This is a genomic window from Xylophilus sp. PBN-3R, from assembly GCF_057747805.1.
The window spans coordinates 833878-851675 of sequence record NZ_CM173225.1; the positions used below are offsets into that span (position 1 = coordinate 833878).

Consider the following 17798-nt stretch of genomic DNA (forward strand, 5'->3'; position numbering starts at 1 on the left):
CTATTGCGGTGTGAGGCCGGCGGCACGGGCGGCGGCGGTCCACTGCACGGTGTCCTTGCGGATGCGTTCGGCGAACCCCGCCGGAGACTGGCCGCCGGGTTGGGCGCCTTGTTCGACCAGTCGTTCGCGCAGGGCGGGTTCGGCCAGCGCCCTGACAACGGCCTGCTGCAGCTTGTCGACGATCTGCGGGCTGGTGCCGCGTGGCGCCGCCAGCCCGAACCAGTTGCCGATGGCATAGCCGGGCAGGCCGGTTTCGGTGAAGGTGGGCACCTCGGGCAGGGCTGCCAGGCGCTGGGTGCCGGTGACCGCCAGGGCCCGCACCTTGCCGCCCCTGATCTGCGGAATGGCGGTCGGGCTGGCGGTGATCAGCACGTCGACCTGGCTGGACACCAAGCCCAGCATGGCCTCGCCCGCGCCCTTGTAGGGCACATGGGTGAGCTGCACGCCGGCTTCCTTGTCGAACACCTCGGCCTGCAGATGGGTGGAACTGCCGGCGCCGCCCGAGCCGAAATTGAGCTTGCCAGGGTTCTGCCTTGCGGCCGCCAGCAACTCGGCGAGGCTGCGGTAGGGTGAGTTGGCCGGCACCACCAGCACCACCGGCGTCTCCAGCAGCGTGGTGACCGGCACCAGGTCGCGTGCATGGTCCCAGGGAAGTTTGGAGAACAGCGCCGGCAGCATGGTGTAGGCGGTGTCGTTGGTCAGCAGCGTGCTGCCGTCGGGCGGCGCCTTCGCCACCAGTTGGGTGCCGATGGTGCCGCTGCCGCCGGCCTTGTTCTCGACGAAGAATGACACGCCGAACTGCTCGGTGAGCTTCTGCGCGACCTGCCGCGCAGCGTAGTCGGTGGTGCCGCCGGCTGCATAGGGCACGACGATGCGGACCGGTTTGTCAGGCCATTTTTCCTGTGCGTGGATGCTGCCTGCGAAAGTGGCAAGCGCAAGGCTGGCGCCCAGCACGAACGCCGGACGAAATTTGAAAACCATGATTCGTCTCCTGTTTTTCGGTGAACCCCGGGCGGCCCTGCCGGCCGACGCTTCAGTCCAGCTTGATGCTGGCTTCGCGGATCAGCGTGCCCCACTTGGCGTATTCGGCCTGGACCAGCTGCGAGAACTGCTGCGGCGTGCCCGGTGTCGGCACGCTGCCTTCGGCGGCCAGCCGGTCCTGCGCATCCTTGCGGGCCAGGATCTGCACCGTCTCGCGGTTGATGCGGTTCACCACCTCGGCCGGCAAACCTGCCGGGCCGACCAGCCCCAGCCAGGTGACCGCCTCGAAACCGGCGTAGCCCTGTTCGGCCACGGTCGGCACCTGGGCCAGTGCCGGCAGTCGTTTCGCGGATGTCAGGCACAGCGCCCGCACCTTGCCGGCCTGCAGCTGGGTCATCACCGAAACGCTGTTGCCGAAATAGCCGGCGACCTGGCCGCCCAGCAGGTCGGTCATGGCGGGGCCGGCGCCCTTGTAGGGCACCTGCAGCACCTGGATGCCGGCGCGGCGTGCCAGCATCTCGCCGGCCAGGTGGCCGACCGTGCCGTTGCCGGCCTGGGCGATGCTCAGGGTGCCGGGTTTGTTCTTTGCCGCCTGTACGAAGTCGGCCAGCGTCTTGAAGGGCGAGTCCGCGCGCACCACCAGCACCACCGGCTGTTCGGCCACCGAAACGATGGGTGTGAAGTCCTTCAGCGGGTTGAAGGGCATGTTGGCGTACAGCGCCGGGTTGATGGCCAGATTGGACGCCTGGCCCATGCCGATGGTGTAGCCGTCCGGCGCCGACTTGGCGACCGCGTCCAGCCCGATGTTGCCGGCCGCGCCGGGTTTGTTGTCCACCACCACCGTCCAGCCCAGCAGGGTGCTGAACTTGTCGGCGATCAGGCGCGAGGTGGTGTCGGTGCCGCCGCCCGGCGGGAAGGGGACCACGAACCGGATGGGTTTCGAAGGCCAGGGCGCCTGTGCAAAGGCGGTGATGCTGGCCGCCCCGAGGCTGGCAAGGGTGGCCACGCCAGCGGCGCTCCGGATCAATTGGCGTCGTTGCATTGGATGTGTCTCGGTTGTTCTGGATTCAGGGCGAAATTCTGAAAGCTGCAACCGATACCGTCCAATGCAATGTTTTCCGTCAATGAATGCTTCTGGTGATCAATAGTCGCGGCGCCTCAGATGCTGCGGCCCCAGCTCCGACGGGCTGAGCACACCCAGCATCGCCATGTTGCGGGCGATCTCCGTCGCCAGGATGCCGATGGCATGGGTGACACCCGGCTGGCCGCCCACTGCGCCCGCGTAGTTGAAGGGCCGGCCGACGAAAACGAACTTCGCACCCAGGGCCAGCGCCATCAGCACGTCGTTGCCGCGCCGGATACCGCCGTCGATCATCACCGGATAGTCCGGTCCCAGGGCGGCTGCCACCGCCGGCAGGGCGCGCAACGACGCCAGCGATGCGTCGAGCTGGCGACCGCCGTGGTTCGACACGATCACACCGTCTGCGCCGTGGTCGCGGGCCGTCAGCGCGTCTTCGGGCGACAGGATGCCCTTGAGCACCAGCCGGCCCTTCCAGCGGGCGCGGATCTGCGCGACATGGCTCCAGTCCAGGTGGTCGCGTGCGCCGAATTCGCGCATCACGTTACGCGCCACGATGGGTGCGCCGCGGGTGGCGTGCGAGTTCTCGAAGTGCGGCATGCCGTGGTTCACCAGGGTGCGCATGGCGGTGCCCAGCAGCCAGCGCGGATGGGTGACGCCGTCCCAGGCCAGCCGCAGGTCGGGCCGCAGCGGTGTCGAGAAACGGGCGCGCACATTGTTCTCGCGGTTGCCCGACACCGGCACGTCCGCGGTCACCACCAGGGTGCGGAAACCGGCGGCTTCGACCCGGTCGAGCAGGGCCGCGATGCGTGCCGGTTCACCGGGAACGTAGGCCTGGAACCAGGCGCGCGGATTGGCCTTGGCGATGGTTTCCATCGGGATCAGCGAGGAGCCGCTCATGATGTCCGGGATGTTGGCTTCGGCGGCGGCCTGGGTCTGGATCAGGTCGCCCCGGTAGGCCGACAGGGCGCTGACACCCATGGGGGCGATACCGAAAGGCGCATCCCACTGCTCGCCGAACAGGCTGGTCGACAGGCTGCGTTCGGAGGTGTTGGTGAAGACACGCGTGACCCAGTCGTGGTCGGCGAAGGCATCGTCGTTGCCCCGCATGGCGCGGTCGGTTTCGCAGCCGCCGCTGACATAGGCGAACACCGGGCCGGGCAGGTGCTTGCGGGCCATGGTCTCGAAGTCGGCCAGCGACAGCACGCCCCGCAGGCGCTTGGGCACCACCCAGCCGCCGGCCGCCGTGTGGCGCGGGGAGGTGTGGCTGGAGACGGGATAGTCCTGCAGCCTGCGGCGGGCAACGGCCGGGGCGACCGGGATGGATTGGGTTTGTGTTTGCATCGTTCGATGCTAGTGAGCATCGCGCCAGACGTGGGCGATGATTCGTCGTTCCATCCGCAAGAAAATCTCGACATGAAACTGCAGTTCCTGGCCACGCTGTCCGCCGTCGTGTCGCACGGCAGCCTGTCGGCGGCGGCCGAGCAGGTGAACCTCACACGCAGCGCGGTCAGCCTGCAGATGAAACAGCTGGAGCTTTATTTCGGCCAGCCCTTGTTCGACCGGTCCGGCCGGCATGTGCAGCCGACCGCCTTCGCCCGAGAGGTGGCGCGCACGGTCGACCGGTCCATCGCCGACATCGAGGCGCTGCGCAACCCGGCCGGGCGGGCGCCCGCCGGGCGAGTGCGGCTGGGCATCACCGAGTCGGCGCAGACCACCTTGCTGCCGCCGGCCTTCATCGACCTGCAGCGGCGCGCCCCCGGCATCGAACTGCAGATCGAGCGGGGTTCGACGCCGGGCCTGCTGGACGACCTGAAGGCGGGGCGCATCGACGTCGCGGTGCTGATACGCCCGCCTACCGGCGGGTCGAGCCGGCTGCTGTGGGCCGACCTGCTCAGCGAACGTATGGTGCTGGTAGTGCCTGGCAGCCTGCCGTCCGCGTCGCCGGTGCGGATCCTGCGCGAACAGCCCTGGATCCGCTTCGACCGGCGGCTGATGGCGGGGCGCATCGCCGCGCAGTTCGTCGATGGCCTGGTGCCGAACCGCCAGCCCCTGCTGGACCTGGGCGGAATCGATGCCATCGTCGCCATGGTGGGCGCCGGAGTGGGAGTGTCGGTGCTGCCGCCGCTGCGGCCGGAGCATCACATGGCTCACGCGGTCCGCGAGATCAGCCTGGGCCCGAAGGCGCCGGTGCGGCAGATGTCGCTGGTGCGGCGCAAGGCCGAATCCGATCACCGGCTGCTGGATATCGTGGAGGCTGCCTTCGTGGCGGCGGCCAGGACCGAGGCGGCCTAGACGGTCGGTGCACGCCCGCCCAGGCGGCGGCTGGCCTCGCCCGCGGTTTCCTTCAGGGCCACTGCAATCGGCCCCTCCAGCGCCGTATTGAAGGTGCCGCGCGGGCCGATGGAAACAAGCGCCAGCACCAGCTCTCCGCCCGGCCCGAAGACCGGCGCCGCCATGGCGTTGATGCCTTCCACGATCTCGCTGACCGAGCGGCCCAGGCCGGTGGTGCGTACCTCGGCGAGCAGGCGCTGGAAGTCCTTCCACGAAGGCACGGACTCACGCGCGGGTGCGCCGGCGCTGGCGCGCGGCGGGGCCCTGGCGGCATCGCGTTCGGCTTCCAGCAGGCCGCGCATCCGCGCCGGTTCGAGGTAGGCAGCGAACAGCCGCCCCGATGCCGTGCCCGCCAGCGAAAAAACAGTCCCGTGGCGCAGGCTGGCGAACACCACTTCGGGCGATTCTTCGACCCGCACGATGGTCGGCCCGCGTGCACCCCACACGGCGATGGCGACCGTCTGCCCGATGCGTTCCGCCAGCGGTGCCAGCAGCGGCGTGGTCACATGCACCGGGCTGGATTGCTGCAGGCTGATCAAGCCCATCTCCAGCGCCAGCGCGCCCAGCGCATAACGCCCGTCGTCCTGCTGCGCCACCAGCCCCAGCCGGCCGAAACTCACCAGATACGGATGCGCCTTGGCGGCCGCCATGCCGGCGCCACGCGCCAGGTCTTTCAATGCCATCGGGGCGCCGTGGTGGGCGAGGGCCTGCAGCAACTGGCCGCCGACCTCGACGGACTGGATGCCGCGCTGGCCGCTGTCGGAAGGGATGGTTTCGGTGTTGTCGTTGCTCACCGCGGAATTAGACCCGCGATCCGTTCGATGTTTCAACTAATTCGTTAGGCATAGATAAATACCCTGGTCCGTGAAAACCATGATTCGTCTATCCTGAATGCGTTAGACGGAGACTCATCATGACCCTCACGACTGTCCAGGCCTATCAGAGCGGGTTTGGCAACCAGTTCGCCACCGAAAGCGTTGCCGGCGCCTTGCCCCAGGGGCGCAACAGCCCGCAGAAGCCGCCGATGCACCTGTACCCGGAGCTGGTCTCGGGCAGCGCATTCACAGCGCCGCGGAACGAAAACCTGCGCACCTGGCTGTATCGCCGCCAGCCGTCGGTCGTCTCGGGCCGCTACCGGCCCTATGCGCAGCCGCTGTGGACCAGCGGCGCTGCGGGCGGGGCGAGCATGGCACCGGACCCGCTGCGCTGGAACCCTTTTCCCATCCCGCAGGAACCCACCGATTTCGTCGATGGCCTGCGCACCCTGATGGCCAACGGCGACGTCGAGGCGCAGAGCGGCATGGGTTCGCTGGTCTATCTGGCCAACCGGTCGATGGACCGCAAGGCCCTGGTCAATGCCGACGGCGAGATGCTGCTGGTGCCCCAGCAAGGCCGGCTGCTCCTGACAACCGAGATGGGTGTGCTGGAGGTGAAACCCGGCGAGATCGCACTGATCCCGCGTGGTATCGCCTTCAAGGTCGGCCTGCCGGACGGCCCGTCGCGTGGATATGTCTGCGAGAACTACGGCGCCCACTTCCGCCTTCCCGAACTCGGCCCCATCGGCTCGAACGGCCTGGCGAATGCGCGTGATTTCCAGGCCCCGATCGCAGCGCCCGAAGCAGGCGAGGGCATGGAGGGACCCTACGAGATCGTCAAGAAATTCGGCGGCCGGCTGTGGACCGCACCACAGACCCACACGCCCTTCAACGTGATCGCCTGGCACGGCAACCTGACGCCGTACAAATACGACACGGCCAACTTCATGGTCATCGGCTCGATCAGCTTCGACCACCCGGACCCGTCGATCTTCACCGTGCTGACCTCGCCCAGCGACACGCCCGGCACCGCCAACTGCGACTTCGTGATCTTCCCGCCGCGCTGGCTGGTGATGGAAGACACCTTCCGCCCGCCCTGGTACCACCGCAACCTGATGAGCGAATTCATGGGCCTGGTCTATGGCCAGTACGACGCCAAGCCCGAGGGCTTCAAGCCGGGCGGCGCCAGCCTGCACAACTGCATGGTTCCGCACGGCCCGGACGAAGACAGCTACGAACGCGCCAGCGGCAACGACCTCAAGCCGCACAAGCTGGAAGGCACCCTGGCGTTCATGTTCGAGAGCCGCTACCGTTTTGTGCCGACCGCCTTTGCGATGGACGGCGGAGCGCTGGACATGAACTATCCGGAATGCTGGCAAGGCCTGCCGGACCAGTTCGCACCCTGATCCTGAAAAACCAAACACCAAGAGACAAGAAATGACCGTTCTGCAACCCCGCCGCAATCTGCTGGTGGCCGCCATGCTGGCCGTCACGTCCACCGCCACCTCGTTCGCATTTGCCGCCGACTTTCCCCAGAAACCCATCCGTTTCATCGTGCCTTACACACCCGGCGGCACCACCGATCTGGTGGCCCGCACGGTCGGCCAGAAGATGTCCGAGAAACTCGGTCAGCCGGTGCTGATCGACAACAAGGGCGGGGCCGGCGGCAACATCGGCATGGACGCGGTGGCCAAGGCGCCCGCCGACGGCTACACCATCGGTTTCGGCGCCATCAGCACCAATGCGCTCAATCCGCATGTCTACAGGAGCATGCCCTTCGATCCGCGCAAGGACTTCACCGCCATCAGCCTGCTGGGCAATTCGACCATCGTGCTGGAAGTCCCCGCCACGTCGCCCATCAGGACCGTCGCCGACCTGACCGCCGCCGCCCGCAAACAACCCGGTCTGCCCTACGCGACGGCCGGTGCCGGCACCTCGATGCACCTGGCCGGCGTGATGTACGCCCAGGCGGTCGGCGCCGACATGACCCTGGTCGCCTACAAGGGCAGCGGCCCGGCCATCAACGACCTGCTGGGCAACACCGTCGGCGTGATGTTCGACAACTTGCCGGCCTCGTTGCCGCACATCCAGTCGGGCCGCCTGCGTGCCCTGGCCGTGGCCGGGGCGCAGCGCTCGCCTTCGTTGCCCAACGTGCCGACCATGGCCGAAGCCGGGCTGCCGGGTTATGCGCTGGAACCCTGGTTCGGTGTCTACGGGCCGGCCAATATGCCACCGGCCGTGGTTGCCGTACTCAATCAGGCGATCGTCGAGGCACTGGCACAGCCCGATGTGAAGGACAAGCTGGCGCAGGCCGGTTTCTCGCCGAAATCGTCCACGCCGCAGCAACTGGAAAGCCTCACCCAGTCCGAATACCAGCGCCTGGGCGCCGTCGCCAAACGCGCCGGCATGTCTGCCGAATAACGTTCCAACCGACCTCAAGCCGACCCATGACCGAATCCAGAATCGACAGCACCCACGACGTTTCCCTGCAGAGCTGGGTGACATCGGCCAACGCGGCCGACACCGATTTCCCCATCCAGAACCTGCCGTTCGGCATGTTCCGCACTGCGGGCAGCGACGAGGCCTTCCGGCCCGGCACCGCCATCGGCGACCAGGTCATCGACCTGCTTGCGCTGGTCGGGGCCGGCCTGCTGACCGGCGATGCCGCGGCCGCCTTGCAGGGCACGGACACCGGCAGCCTCAACCCGCTGATGGGCCGGGGCCGCGCCGCGCGTGTGGCCCTGCGCCTGGCGCTGTCGGAAGGGCTGCGTGCCGGTGCCTCGAGGCAGGCCGACTGGCAGGCAGCGCTGTTGCCGCAGGCCCGGGCCGAATACGCCATGCCGGCCCGCGTCGGCGACTACACCGACTTCTATGCCGGCATCCACCACGCCACCACCGTCGGCAAGCTGTTCCGCCCCGACAACCCATTGCTGCCCAACTACAAATGGGTGCCCATCGGCTACCACGGCCGGGCTTCGTCGCTGCGCACCACCGGCCTGCAGTTCCACCGTCCCAAGGGCCAGACCAAGGGACCGGACGATGCCGCACCGAGGATGCAGCCGAGCCAGCGCCTGGACTACGAACTGGAGCTGGGCGTGTTCGTCGGCAAGTCCAACGAAATGGGCGAGCCGGTTTCCATCCAGGATGCCGAAGAGCACCTGTTCGGCCTGACCCTGCTGAATGACTGGTCCGCTCGCGACATCCAGGCCTGGGAATACCAGCCGCTGGGCCCCTTCCTGTCCAAGAGCTTCGCCAGCACCCTGTCGCCCTGGGTGGTGACGCTGGAGGCGATGGAACCCTTCCGCATGCCCTTCACCCGGCCGGAAGGCGACCCGCAACCGCTGCCCTACCTCGACAGCGAAGAAGTACGCGCCCGCGGTGCGCTGAACCTCGAACTCGAAGTCTGGCTGCAGACCGAAAAGATGCGCACCGAAGGCCAGCCGCACCAGCGCCTGATGCGGTCCAACTTCAAGGACACCTACTGGACCATGTCGCAACTGTTGGCCCACCACACCGTCAACGGCTGCAACCTGCAGCCGGGCGACCTCATGGGCAGCGGCACGCTGTCCGGCGAAGACCCCAGCCAGGGCGGATCCCTGCTCGAACTGTCGATGGGCGGCAAGAACCCGCTGGTGCTGGCGAACGGTGAGAAACGCACCTTCCTGCAGGACGGCGACAGCGTGATGCTGCGCGGCCGCAGCAGCCGTGAAGGCTTCCGCAGCATCGGTTTCGGCGAATGCGAAGGCCGCGTGCTTCCGGCACGTGCGTGAATCGGTAGGCCATCGCCCGCATGAAGCTCTACAGCTACTTCCGCAGCTCGGCCAGCTACCGGGTGCGCATCGCGCTCAACCTGAAGGGGTTGGACTACGACTACCTGCCGGTTCACCTGGTGCGAGGCGAGCAGTCTGGTGCCGCCTATCTGGGCGTGTCGCCCGACGGGCTGGTGCCGCTGCTGGAAACCGACGATGGCGAGCATCTGTCGCAGTCGCTGGCCATCGTCGAATACCTCGATGAAATGTTTCCGCAGGTGCCGCTGCTGCCTGCCGACCCCACCGGCCGGGCGCGGGTGCGGGCCATGGCGCAGACCATCGCCTGCGAAATCCATCCGGTCAACAACCTGCGGGTGGTCAGGTACCTGACGCAGGAGCTGGGCGTGGACGATGCGGGCAAGACCGCCTGGTACCGGCATTGGGTACGGGTGGGACTGGAAGCCTTCGAAAGGCAGCTTGCGGCGGTACCCACCGATGCGCGAGGTCGTTTCTGCCATGGCGACATACCCACGCTGGCCGACTGCTGCCTGGCGCCGCAGGTGTTCAATGCCCGCCGCTTCGAATGCGACCTTTCAGGCTTGCCATTGACGATGGCGGCATACGAAGCCGGCGCGGCGCTGGAATCTTTCAAGGCCGCTGAGCCGGGTGCCTGTCCGGACGCCGGCTGAAAAAGCCCAAAGGGCCGATACACTACGGCCTTCGTTTTTCTGGAAGATCGGTGGCAGGTCTCCCAGTTTCCTCACCTGTCGACCGGGTGCGGAAGTCTGCATGGACAGGAACAGGAAGCGTGGCAGAGTGGTCGATTGCACTAGTCTTGAAAACTAGCAAACCGAAAGGTTTCCAGGGTTCGAATCCCTGCGCTTCCGCCAACTCCCGGCAGCACCCCAGATCGGCCCGAGGGCCGGACTCCACTTCTGCGATGGCGGAGCAGCAGGTTCAACTGGCGTGCAACTCGCAATATTCGAAAAACTCGTCCAGCTGGCTGGACTTGTCGAAGAACGCATCGGCACCGAGTTCGAGGCAACGGCGCTTCATGTCCTTGGTCGCGTAGTTGGTGAGCACCACGACCTGTGAATCAGGCTTGCGTGCCTTGCAGTCGGTGATGACTCCGAGGCCCGAACCCTCCTTCAGGAACAGGTCGACGATCACCAGGTTCCACAGGCCTTCGTGCCTCTGGAGCCATTCCATGGCTTCTGCCTGCCCTTCGGCGAAGGCCACCACGCTGACGCCACCCAGCTCGGCCAGGGTGGGGATGAGGTTGTTGCGGATGACCGCGTTGTCTTCGACAAGAAAAGCTGGGACTGGCATGTGGTGTACGTCTTTTGCCATGACGATAGGTGTTCGAGCCACCCGCGTCACAGGTCAATGGTGCTTCCCGGTCGTAGGACGAAACCGGCAGCGGCCGGATCGTCCTATTGACGGGGATACGCAGGAACGTGGCCGTTCAGCACCAGGAAACTCGAAACCATCAGCATCAGTTCGATGTTGATCTGTTCGGGATCCCGCGGCACCACGTCGTAGTGGCAGAGGGTGCCCAACACTTCACCGGCACTGTCCATCAGCGGAACACCGCAATAGGTGCGCACGACGTCCTGGGCCGGATGTCCGGTGACCCGGTCGTCGAGCATCGCGTCGCCGGTCATGAAGGGCTCTTCGGTGTCCCGCACGATGGTGCAGTAGGTCGCGGTCTCCGGCACTTCGTCCGCATTTTGCTGGTCCGGCTGTTCCCTGTCGAAATGCGCCGCCGCCGCAGCCATGCCTTCCTCGAATCGCCAGAGGCCGATGAACCGGTAGTCGGTCAGTGCAAGCAGCTGCGAAAGCGCGGGGCGCAGGCCTTCCGATTCGAATGCACGCCGGAATTTCTGGTAGGACTCGGAGGTGGTCGGGGCGGTGGTGGGCATCTGGGTTTTTCTCGGGGCGACATTTGCGGGGGCGGTGGAGTGTCCCATTGCCAGGGTGTGCTGGCTGTAGGGAAGTTCACTGCCACGGGCGGGGCGGCTTCCTACGTGGGCCGGAACCACGCGCGGGACAAGCTGCCGCGCCGAAGATCGGTCGACCTGCGCCTCCAGCACAAGGCGACCCACCGATGACAAGGGGTAAACCCTAGGTGTCTAAAATGCCACCCGCCGCTAGAACGGCAGCCATCCAGTCCGCCTGCACCAGCTCCGAAAACCGGCTCCACGGCAGCGACTCAACATAGGCCCGGCATCACGGGCGGATGTCACCCCCCCAACCAGACAAGACAAGCGTCGGAGGAGACCGGCCGGCCATCGCTGCAGCACGTGATCGTGCGCGCCTGGGCCGGATGTTTTGTTGTCCATTGAAGCGAGATTGAGATCAGGTCATGAAAAGAAGAATGTTCCCGGCTGTGCTGGGCTTGGTGGTGGCGGCCGGTGCGCTGTCGTTCGCCCCACTGTCCGCCTCGGCGGCCGAGCCCCGCAAGGTCGATGTGCTGCTGGTCGGCGGCGGCATCATGAGCACTACGCTGGGCATCTGGCTCAACGAACTCGAGCCGGGCTGGTCGATGGAAATGGTCGAGCGCCTGGACGAAGTCGCCAAGGAAAGCTCCAACGGCTGGAACAACGCCGGCACCGGCCATTCGGCCCTGGCCGAGCTCAACTACACCCCCGAGAACAAGGACGGCAAGGTCGAGATCTCCAAGGCGATCGAGATCAACGAGGCCTTCCAGGTGTCGCGCCAGTTCTGGTCGTGGCAGGTGAAGAACAAGGTATTGAACAACCCGCGTTCCTTCATCAATTCGACGCCGCACATGAGTTTCGTCTGGGGCGACAACAACATCGCTTTCCTCAAGAAGCGTTACGACGCGCTGCAGGCCAGCCCGCTGTTCCGCCCGATGCAGTATTCGGAAGACCCGGAGCAGATCCGCAAGTGGGTGCCGCTGATGATGGCCGGGCGTGACCCGAAGCAGAAGCTGGCCGCCACCTGGACGCCGATCGGCACCGACGTGAACTTCGGCGAGATCACCCGTCAGTTCGCCGGTTATCTGCAGGGCAGGCCCAATTTCTCGATGAAGCTGTCGAGCGAAGTGCAGGACATCACCCGCAACGCCGACAACTCCTGGCGCGTCAGCTACAAGAACCTGAAGACCGGTGCGGTCACCGAGACCGACGCACGTTTCCTGTTCATCGGCGCGGGCGGCGGTGCGCTGCACCTGCTGCAGAAGTCAGGCATTCCGGAAGCGCGTGAATACGGCGCCTTCCCGGTGGGCGGCTCCTTTCTGGTCACCGAAAACCCGACCGTCGCCATGCAGCACCTGGCCAAGGCCTACGGCATCGCGTCGGTGGGCGCGCCGCCGATGTCGGTGCCCCACCTGGACACCCGGGTGCTGGACGGCAAACGCGTGATCCTGTTCGGACCCTTCGCCACTTTCTCGACCAAGTTCCTGAAGGAAGGCTCGTACCTCGACCTGCTGACCAGCACCACCGGCCACAACGTCTGGCCGATGACCAAGGTGGGCGTCGATCAGTTCGACCTGGTGCAGTACCTTGCCGGCCAGCTGATGATGTCCGACGACGACCGCTTCAATGCACTGAAGCAGTACTTTCCCCAGGCCAGGAAGGAAGACTGGCGCCTGTGGCAGGCCGGCCAGCGGGTGCAGATCATCAAGCGTGACGCCGAAAAGGGCGGCGTGCTGAAGCTGGGCACCGAAATCGTGGCTTCCAGGGACGGCACCATCGCCGGCCTGCTGGGCGCATCGCCCGGCGCCTCCACCGCGGCGCCCATCATGCTGAGCGTGCTGGAGAAGGTCTTCAAGGACAAGGTCGCCACGCCCGCCTGGCAAGAGAAGATCCGCCAGATCGTGCCGAGCTACGGCACCCGGCTCAACGACAGCCCTGCCGCCGTGGTCCAGGAATGGAACTACACCGGCGGTGTACTGCAGTTGACCCCGGCGCCGGCTATCGACATGTCGCCCACGCCCCAGCCGGCCGTGAAGGGTGAACCCGCCCGCACCAAGAGCCAGCCGGCTCGCGACATGGCCCTTTAAGGCCTTCAAGGACGAGGCCGCCCGACCCCTTCGCAGGGTCAGGCCTGGCTGGCGATCAGCTCGGCGATCGCCACGCCCATCTCGGTGGTGGACGCCGTGCCGCCCATGTCGGGTGTGCGCGGGCCGTTCACCAGCACGGTCTGGATGGCCTTCACCATGCAGTCGTGCGCCGCACGGGCCGGGCCTTCGCTTTTGCCCAGGAAGTCGAGCATCAGCGCACCCGACCACACCATGGCGACCGGGTTGGCGATGTTCTTGCCGTAGATGTCCGGCGCCGAGCCATGGACCGGTTCGAACAGCGACGGAAACACACCTTCGGGGTTCAGGTTGGCGGAAGGCGCCAGGCCGATGGTGCCGGTGCAGGCCGGGCCCAGGTCCGAAAGGATGTCACCGAACAGGTTGGTGGCGACCACCACGTCGAAGCGGTCGGGCTGCAACACGAAACGCGCCGACAGGATGTCGATGTGCTGCTTGTCCATCGCGACCTCGGGATAGTGCCTGCCCATGGCTTCGGCGCACTTGTCCCACCACGGCATGCTGATGGCGATGCCGTTGCTTTTGGTAGCGACGGTCAGTTTCTTCTTGCGGGTCATGGCCAGTTCGTAGGCGTACTTCAGCACCCGGTCCGAGCCCTTCCGGGTATAGACCGATTCCTGGATGACCATCTCGCGGTCGGAGCCTTCGAACATCACGCCGCCCAGCGAGGTGTATTCGCCCTCGGTGTTTTCTCGCACCACGAAGAAGTCGATGTCGCCCGGTTTGCGGTTGGCCAGCGGGCAGGGCACGCCTTCCAGCAGGCGCACCGGGCGCAAATTGATGTACTGGTCGAACTCGCGGCGGAACTTGAGCAGCGAACCCCACAGCGACACATGGTCCGGCACCGTGGCGGGCCATCCGACCGCGCCGAAGTAGATGGCGTCGAACCCTTCGAGCTGCGCCTTCCAGTCGTCGGGCATCATTTTTCCGTGCACCGCGTAGTAGTCGCAGCTCGCCCACTCGAAGGTGGTGAAGGCGATGTCGAGGTTGAAACGTTGGCGGGCGGCTTCGAGTGCGCGCAGGCCCTCGGGCATCACTTCCTTGCCGATGCCGTCACCGGCGAGAACGGCGACCTTGAACTGTTGGGCTGGCATGTCTTTTTGTCCTGGATGGTTGGGGAACGGGTGAAAACGGAGAACAGTGGCCTGCATTCTCGATTGGTCATGCAATACATTCAATCCGGTTTTGCATGAATGCTTTGTCAACGAATCGTGATCAACGACAAGATTTCCGCCCCTTTTTCCGGACCTGCCGCGCCGGCCATCGAAGACCTTCGGGTGTTCGTGGTGCTGGCCCGCAAGTCGAGTTTCGTGGCAGCGGCCACGGCGCTGGGTGTTTCGCGGGCCTACGTCAGCAAACGCATGCAGCTGCTCGAGAAGGCGCTTGGCACCCGCCTGTTGCACCGCACCACCCGCCAGGTGACGGTGACGGAAGAGGGCGATAAGGTCTATCGGTGGGCGCTGCGCATCCTCGACGACATGGAGCAGCTGATGCAGGAGGTGGCGGTCACCCGGCGGTTGCCGCGCGGCACGTTGCGCATCAGCAGCAGTTTCGGCTTCGGCCGCAAGGTGGTCGCGCCCATGCTGTCGCGGCTGAACGAGGCCTACCCCGAACTCCAGGTGCGGCTGGAGGTGTTCGACCGGCTGGTCGACGTGGCCGCCGAGGGCGTGGACCTGGACGTGCGTATCGGCGATGAGATCGCGCCGCATCTCATCGCCCGCCAGCTGGCATCCAACCACCGGGTGCTGTGCGCTTCACCGGCCTACATCGCCCGGCGCGGTGCGCCGCAGAACCTGGCGGAACTGGCCGGGCATGACTGCCTGGTGATCAAGGAACGCGACCATCCCTTCGGCGTGTGGACGCTGCAGTCCGGCGGACGGACACATACCGTGAAAGTGAGCGGGCCGCTGTCGTCCAACCATGGCGAGATCGCGGTGCAGTGGGCGATGGACGGCAAGGGCATCGTGCTGCGTTCGCGCTGGGACGTGGACCCGCTGCTGCGCGACGGCACGCTGGTGCAACTGCTGCCGGGCCATGTACAGCCAGCCAATATCTGGGCCGTGTATCCGTCGCGGCTGGTGCATTCGGCCAAGGTGCGGGTGTGCGTCGAATACCTTCAGAAATGCTTCGAGCAGGTTCCAGCGGACAGGGTCGGGTGATGCGCCGGCGCATCACTTTCGGGGCCTCCAAGGTTTACCCGAATAGTTATTAAATATATCGACTTGGAAAATCGGCTCCTCGGACGGCATCCACACAAGGTGCCGGCGAACCCACTTATTCGGAGGAGATTCCAGATGATCGGTCAGCGTTTGATCAAGAGCGCGGTTGCTTTGGCTGTTTTGGCAGCATCCGTCGGCGCCATGGCGCAGTCGTCAGTCACCTTGTTCGGTGTCGTCGACGTCGCCATGACCCGTGTCAGCGGCGACGGTGCGGGCAACCGCATCGGCCTGTCGAGCGGCAGCAGCGCTCCCAGCCGGCTGGGTTTCCGCGGCACGGAAGACCTGGGCGGCGGCTTGTCGGCCGGCTTCTGGCTCGAAGGTTCGCTGGGCGTCGATGCCGGCACCGGCACCGCCGGCGGCGCCCTGTTCTTCCAGCGCCGTTCGACCGTCAGCCTGGCCAGCAATACGCTGGGTGAGCTGCGCCTGGGCCGCGACTTCGCACCCACCTGGTGGAACCTGGCGCAGCTCGATCCTTTCGGCGCACGCGGCATCGGCACCACCCAGGCAGCCAACAACTTCGGTTATGCGACCACCTGGAACAACAACACCATCGGCTACATCCTGCCGCAGAACCTGGGCGGCTTCTATGGCCAGTTGCAGTACGCGTTCGGCGAGAAGAACAGCACCTCGCCCAACGACAAGCAAGGCAACTTCATCGGCGGCCGTTTCGGCTACCAGAGCGGCCCGCTGAACGTGGTGGGTTCTTACGGCCAGACCAAGCAGATCATCGGCACCTCCGATGTGGCGCCCATCGTCATCGGCCGTGACCTGAAGGTCGCCAACATCGCCGCCACCTGGGACTTCGGCGTGGTCAAGCCCATCGTGTTCTACGGCACCGAAAAGGTCGACGGCAACCCCACCGGCAACAACCAGCTGAACTCGCTGCTGATCGGTGCCACCGCGCCCATCGGCGCAGGCGAACTGCGCGCCACCGTGGCCCGCTACGACATCAAGGACAGCGCGAACGACTTCAACAAGTTCGCACTGGGCTACGGCTACAACCTGTCGAAGCGCACCCAGGTCTACGGCACCGTGGCCCGCCTGGCCAACAAGGGCGCGGGCACCCGCAGCCTGTCGGCCGACGGCCTGGCCACCCTGGCACCGATCCGCGCAGGCGGAAATTCCAACGGCTTCGAAATCGGCATCCGCCACGCCTTCTGATGGCGCAAGGCCCGGGGCCGTCCGCACGGCCGCCGGGTGCTTGTTACCCTGCTGGGTCAGTTGATCTGGAACACGTCGATGACCACCTGTGTCGCGTACCGGCTGCCCATTCCAACCGCCAGCGTGCGGTTGAGGTGCCGCCAGTCCGGCGCGCCGGTGGTCAGGCGGATGGCCGTCCGGAAGAAGTATTCGTGCGGCGCGACCGCCTCGCCGGCCGCCAGGCGTTGCATCACCTCGGGTGCGCCATGACGCAGGCCCCGGCTTTCCACTTCCACCCGCGCGCCGTCGCTCAGTTCGAGCACATATCGGGCGTCGATTTCCAGCACGTCGTCGGCGCGGGCGATCTGCCAGTCGACACCGCCCTGCATCACCACGCCCTCGAAATGCGGCCCTTCGACCCGGCCGCCGAGCAATTGCACGAACCTGCGTTCACCGAGCGGAGCCTGCCCCAGCGACACCAGCGGACCGACGTCGCAGACGATGCGGCAGAGCGCCGTGGGCGCCGGGAAAACGGGAATGGTCATGTCTTGCATGGCCCGACATTAATGGACCGCAGATGCCGTGCCGTCATCCGAAAGGACGACGTCGTGCGCCGGGGGCCACATGGCTAGCTGCACCATCGCGCCGTCGGTCTTCAGGCCCGAACAGCAACTGCTGGCGCGGGTCATATCGCACATCGGCGCACCGGCTTTCGCGCAGGACACCCTGGCCGGGCTGGGCGGCCTGCTGGCCATCGGTTCCTGGTCGGTCTATGAGCTGATGCCGGGCCGCGCCCCGCACATGCATCTTTCGTCCAGCCTGCTGCCGGTGGACACCACGGCGGCGTGTTTCGCCATCTACCGCAATGAAGGCCTTTACCGCACCGACCGCAGCTTCGACGTCGCCCGCCAGTCGGCCGCCGCGGACGGCGCGGTGCTGCTCAAGACCGGCGCCGGCGACCTGGCGGAACCGCACCGCCAGGCCATCTACGAACGCCACGCCATGCTCGAACGGCTGTCGGTGGTGCAGCCAGGTGCCGGCGGCGGCGTGCTGGCGGTCAACCTCTACCGGCACCAGGGCCAGGGCTGTTTCGCGGCGGCCGACATCGAACACCTGGCAGCCGTCGCCCTGCCGCTGGTGGCCGCCGTGCGGCGCCACATCGACTGCCGCAGCGAAGACGACCCCGCAGCCGGCGCGCGCGAATGGCTGCGACGCCACCGGCCCGGCCTGACCGACCGCGAACTCGACGTGCTCGAACTGCTGCTGCGCGGCCTGACCTACGATGGCATCGCCGCGCAGCTGGACCTCGGTGTCGGCACCGTCAAGACCTACCGCGCACGCGCTTTCGAGCGGCTCGGCATTCATTTCAAGAACGAACTCTTCGCACTGGTGATGCGGGCCTGAGCTGTCATCTTTTCG

At 66.2% G+C, this 17798-nt stretch carries 17 protein-coding genes and 1 tRNA gene; 10 read left to right on the forward strand and 8 right to left on the reverse strand.

All coding sequences use genetic code 11. The annotated features are described in order from the left end of the window. The 3 genes from AC3ANW_RS03860 to AC3ANW_RS03870 all read right to left on the reverse strand — a co-directional run bounded on the left by AC3ANW_RS03860 (nt 1) and on the right by AC3ANW_RS03870 (nt 3403). On the reverse strand, nt 1-981 hold the full coding sequence (locus tag AC3ANW_RS03860; protein ID WP_488343884.1) for a Bug family tripartite tricarboxylate transporter substrate binding protein: 981 nt from the start codon (nt 979-981) through the stop codon (nt 1-3). A gap of 52 nt (nt 982-1033) precedes the next feature. Further along, nucleotides 1034-2023, reverse strand: coding sequence for a Bug family tripartite tricarboxylate transporter substrate binding protein (locus AC3ANW_RS03865; RefSeq protein ID WP_488343885.1), 990 nt, complete (start codon nt 2021-2023; stop codon nt 1034-1036). 99 nt (nt 2024-2122) lie between these two features. Then, entirely contained in the window at nt 2123-3403 is a 1281-nt protein-coding gene (locus AC3ANW_RS03870; protein WP_488343886.1) for an alpha-hydroxy acid oxidase, read from the reverse strand. A gap of 72 nt (nt 3404-3475) precedes the next feature. Here AC3ANW_RS03870 and AC3ANW_RS03875 point away from each other — a divergent pair, with 72 nt between their 5' ends. Continuing rightward, nucleotides 3476-4354 carry a LysR family transcriptional regulator gene (locus AC3ANW_RS03875; RefSeq protein WP_488343887.1) on the forward strand — a complete coding sequence of 293 codons (879 nt, stop codon included), beginning with the start codon at nt 3476-3478 and terminating at the stop codon, nt 4352-4354. Here the strand turns inward: AC3ANW_RS03875 and AC3ANW_RS03880 are convergent. Next, entirely contained in the window at nt 4351-5187 is an 837-nt protein-coding gene (locus AC3ANW_RS03880) for an IclR family transcriptional regulator (protein WP_488343888.1), read from the reverse strand. The two genes, AC3ANW_RS03875 and AC3ANW_RS03880, sit on opposite strands and share 4 nt — an antisense overlap. Before the next feature lie 119 nt (nt 5188-5306). Here AC3ANW_RS03880 and hmgA point away from each other — a divergent pair, with 119 nt between their 5' ends. The 5 genes from hmgA (at nt 5307) to AC3ANW_RS03905 (ending at nt 9847) form a co-directional block, all read left to right on the forward strand. Then, complete coding sequence (hmgA, locus tag AC3ANW_RS03885; RefSeq protein WP_488343889.1) at nt 5307-6614, forward strand: homogentisate 1,2-dioxygenase; 1308 nt, start codon at nt 5307-5309, stop codon at nt 6612-6614. A gap of 31 nt (nt 6615-6645) precedes the next feature. Then, nucleotides 6646-7629 (forward strand): Bug family tripartite tricarboxylate transporter substrate binding protein, encoded by a 984-nt coding sequence (locus AC3ANW_RS03890; protein WP_488343890.1) that lies wholly within the window; start codon nt 6646-6648, stop codon nt 7627-7629. Between the two features lie 26 nt (nt 7630-7655). Further along, nucleotides 7656-8978, forward strand: a complete 1323-nt coding sequence (gene fahA / locus AC3ANW_RS03895; RefSeq protein WP_488343891.1) for a fumarylacetoacetase — start codon at nt 7656-7658, stop codon at nt 8976-8978. Nucleotides 8979-8998: 20 nt separating this feature from the next. Next, nucleotides 8999-9646 carry a maleylacetoacetate isomerase gene (gene maiA, locus AC3ANW_RS03900; RefSeq protein WP_488343892.1) on the forward strand — a complete coding sequence of 216 codons (648 nt, stop codon included), beginning with the start codon at nt 8999-9001 and terminating at the stop codon, nt 9644-9646. A 113-nt stretch (nt 9647-9759) separates the two neighbouring features. Continuing rightward, nucleotides 9760-9847, forward strand: a tRNA-Ser gene (locus tag AC3ANW_RS03905). A 67-nt stretch (nt 9848-9914) separates the two neighbouring features. Here AC3ANW_RS03905 and AC3ANW_RS03910 read toward each other — a convergent pair. Continuing rightward, entirely contained in the window at nt 9915-10286 is a 372-nt protein-coding gene (locus AC3ANW_RS03910; protein WP_488343893.1) for a response regulator, read from the reverse strand. A 104-nt stretch (nt 10287-10390) separates the two neighbouring features. Continuing rightward, nucleotides 10391-10879, reverse strand: coding sequence for a GAF domain-containing protein (locus tag AC3ANW_RS03915; RefSeq protein ID WP_488343894.1), 489 nt, complete (start codon nt 10877-10879; stop codon nt 10391-10393). Nucleotides 10880-11322: 443 nt separating this feature from the next. Between AC3ANW_RS03915 and mqo the strand changes: the two genes are divergently transcribed. Further along, nucleotides 11323-12984 carry a malate dehydrogenase (quinone) gene (gene mqo, locus AC3ANW_RS03920; RefSeq protein WP_488343895.1) on the forward strand — a complete coding sequence of 554 codons (1662 nt, stop codon included), beginning with the start codon at nt 11323-11325 and terminating at the stop codon, nt 12982-12984. A 38-nt stretch (nt 12985-13022) separates the two neighbouring features. Here mqo and AC3ANW_RS03925 read toward each other — a convergent pair whose 3' ends face one another. After that, complete coding sequence (locus tag AC3ANW_RS03925; RefSeq protein ID WP_488343896.1) at nt 13023-14114, reverse strand: tartrate dehydrogenase; 1092 nt, start codon at nt 14112-14114, stop codon at nt 13023-13025. Between the two features lie 99 nt (nt 14115-14213). On the opposite strand from AC3ANW_RS03925, the gene AC3ANW_RS03930 reads away from it, so the two are divergent. Beyond that, nucleotides 14214-15179, forward strand: a complete 966-nt coding sequence (locus tag AC3ANW_RS03930) for a LysR substrate-binding domain-containing protein (protein WP_488343897.1) — start codon at nt 14214-14216, stop codon at nt 15177-15179. A 201-nt stretch (nt 15180-15380) separates the two neighbouring features. Further along, nucleotides 15381-16400, forward strand: coding sequence for a porin (locus AC3ANW_RS03935; protein WP_488343898.1), 1020 nt, complete (start codon nt 15381-15383; stop codon nt 16398-16400). A gap of 56 nt (nt 16401-16456) precedes the next feature. On the opposite strand, the gene AC3ANW_RS03940 is transcribed toward AC3ANW_RS03935, so the two are convergent. After that, a complete protein-coding gene (locus tag AC3ANW_RS03940) occupies nt 16457-16924 on the reverse strand; it encodes a DUF3237 domain-containing protein (RefSeq protein ID WP_488343899.1) in 468 nt (155 codons plus the stop codon). Nucleotides 16925-17003: 79 nt separating this feature from the next. Here AC3ANW_RS03940 and AC3ANW_RS03945 point away from each other — a divergent pair, with 79 nt between their 5' ends. After that, nucleotides 17004-17783 carry a helix-turn-helix transcriptional regulator gene (locus AC3ANW_RS03945; protein WP_488343900.1) on the forward strand — a complete coding sequence of 260 codons (780 nt, stop codon included), beginning with the start codon at nt 17004-17006 and terminating at the stop codon, nt 17781-17783. Nucleotides 17784-17798 lie beyond the last annotated feature (15 nt).

What these genes read in the sequence shown, in the direction of transcription:
- AC3ANW_RS03860 (WP_488343884.1), bottom strand. Translation starts at nt 981, where the DNA reads ATGGTTTTCAAATTTCGTCCGGCGTTCGTGCTGGGCGCCAGCCTTGCG.
- AC3ANW_RS03865 (WP_488343885.1), bottom strand. Translation starts at nt 2,023, where the DNA reads ATGCAACGACGCCAATTGATCCGGAGCGCCGCTGGCGTGGCCACCCTT.
- AC3ANW_RS03870 (WP_488343886.1), bottom strand. Translation starts at nt 3,403, where the DNA reads ATGCAAACACAAACCCAATCCATCCCGGTCGCCCCGGCCGTTGCCCGC.
- AC3ANW_RS03875 (WP_488343887.1), top strand. Translation starts at nt 3,476, where the DNA reads ATGAAACTGCAGTTCCTGGCCACGCTGTCCGCCGTCGTGTCGCACGGC.
- hmgA (WP_488343889.1), top strand. Translation starts at nt 5,307, where the DNA reads ATGACCCTCACGACTGTCCAGGCCTATCAGAGCGGGTTTGGCAACCAG.
- AC3ANW_RS03890 (WP_488343890.1), top strand. Translation starts at nt 6,646, where the DNA reads ATGACCGTTCTGCAACCCCGCCGCAATCTGCTGGTGGCCGCCATGCTG.
- fahA (WP_488343891.1), top strand. Translation starts at nt 7,656, where the DNA reads ATGACCGAATCCAGAATCGACAGCACCCACGACGTTTCCCTGCAGAGC.
- maiA (WP_488343892.1), top strand. Translation starts at nt 8,999, where the DNA reads ATGAAGCTCTACAGCTACTTCCGCAGCTCGGCCAGCTACCGGGTGCGC.
- AC3ANW_RS03910 (WP_488343893.1), bottom strand. Translation starts at nt 10,286, where the DNA reads ATGCCAGTCCCAGCTTTTCTTGTCGAAGACAACGCGGTCATCCGCAAC.
- AC3ANW_RS03915 (WP_488343894.1), bottom strand. Translation starts at nt 10,879, where the DNA reads ATGCCCACCACCGCCCCGACCACCTCCGAGTCCTACCAGAAATTCCGG.
- mqo (WP_488343895.1), top strand. Translation starts at nt 11,323, where the DNA reads ATGAAAAGAAGAATGTTCCCGGCTGTGCTGGGCTTGGTGGTGGCGGCC.
- AC3ANW_RS03925 (WP_488343896.1), bottom strand. Translation starts at nt 14,114, where the DNA reads ATGCCAGCCCAACAGTTCAAGGTCGCCGTTCTCGCCGGTGACGGCATC.
- AC3ANW_RS03930 (WP_488343897.1), top strand. Translation starts at nt 14,214, where the DNA reads ATGCTTTGTCAACGAATCGTGATCAACGACAAGATTTCCGCCCCTTTT.
- AC3ANW_RS03935 (WP_488343898.1), top strand. Translation starts at nt 15,381, where the DNA reads ATGGCGCAGTCGTCAGTCACCTTGTTCGGTGTCGTCGACGTCGCCATG.
- AC3ANW_RS03940 (WP_488343899.1), bottom strand. Translation starts at nt 16,924, where the DNA reads ATGACCATTCCCGTTTTCCCGGCGCCCACGGCGCTCTGCCGCATCGTC.
- AC3ANW_RS03945 (WP_488343900.1), top strand. Translation starts at nt 17,004, where the DNA reads ATGGCTAGCTGCACCATCGCGCCGTCGGTCTTCAGGCCCGAACAGCAA.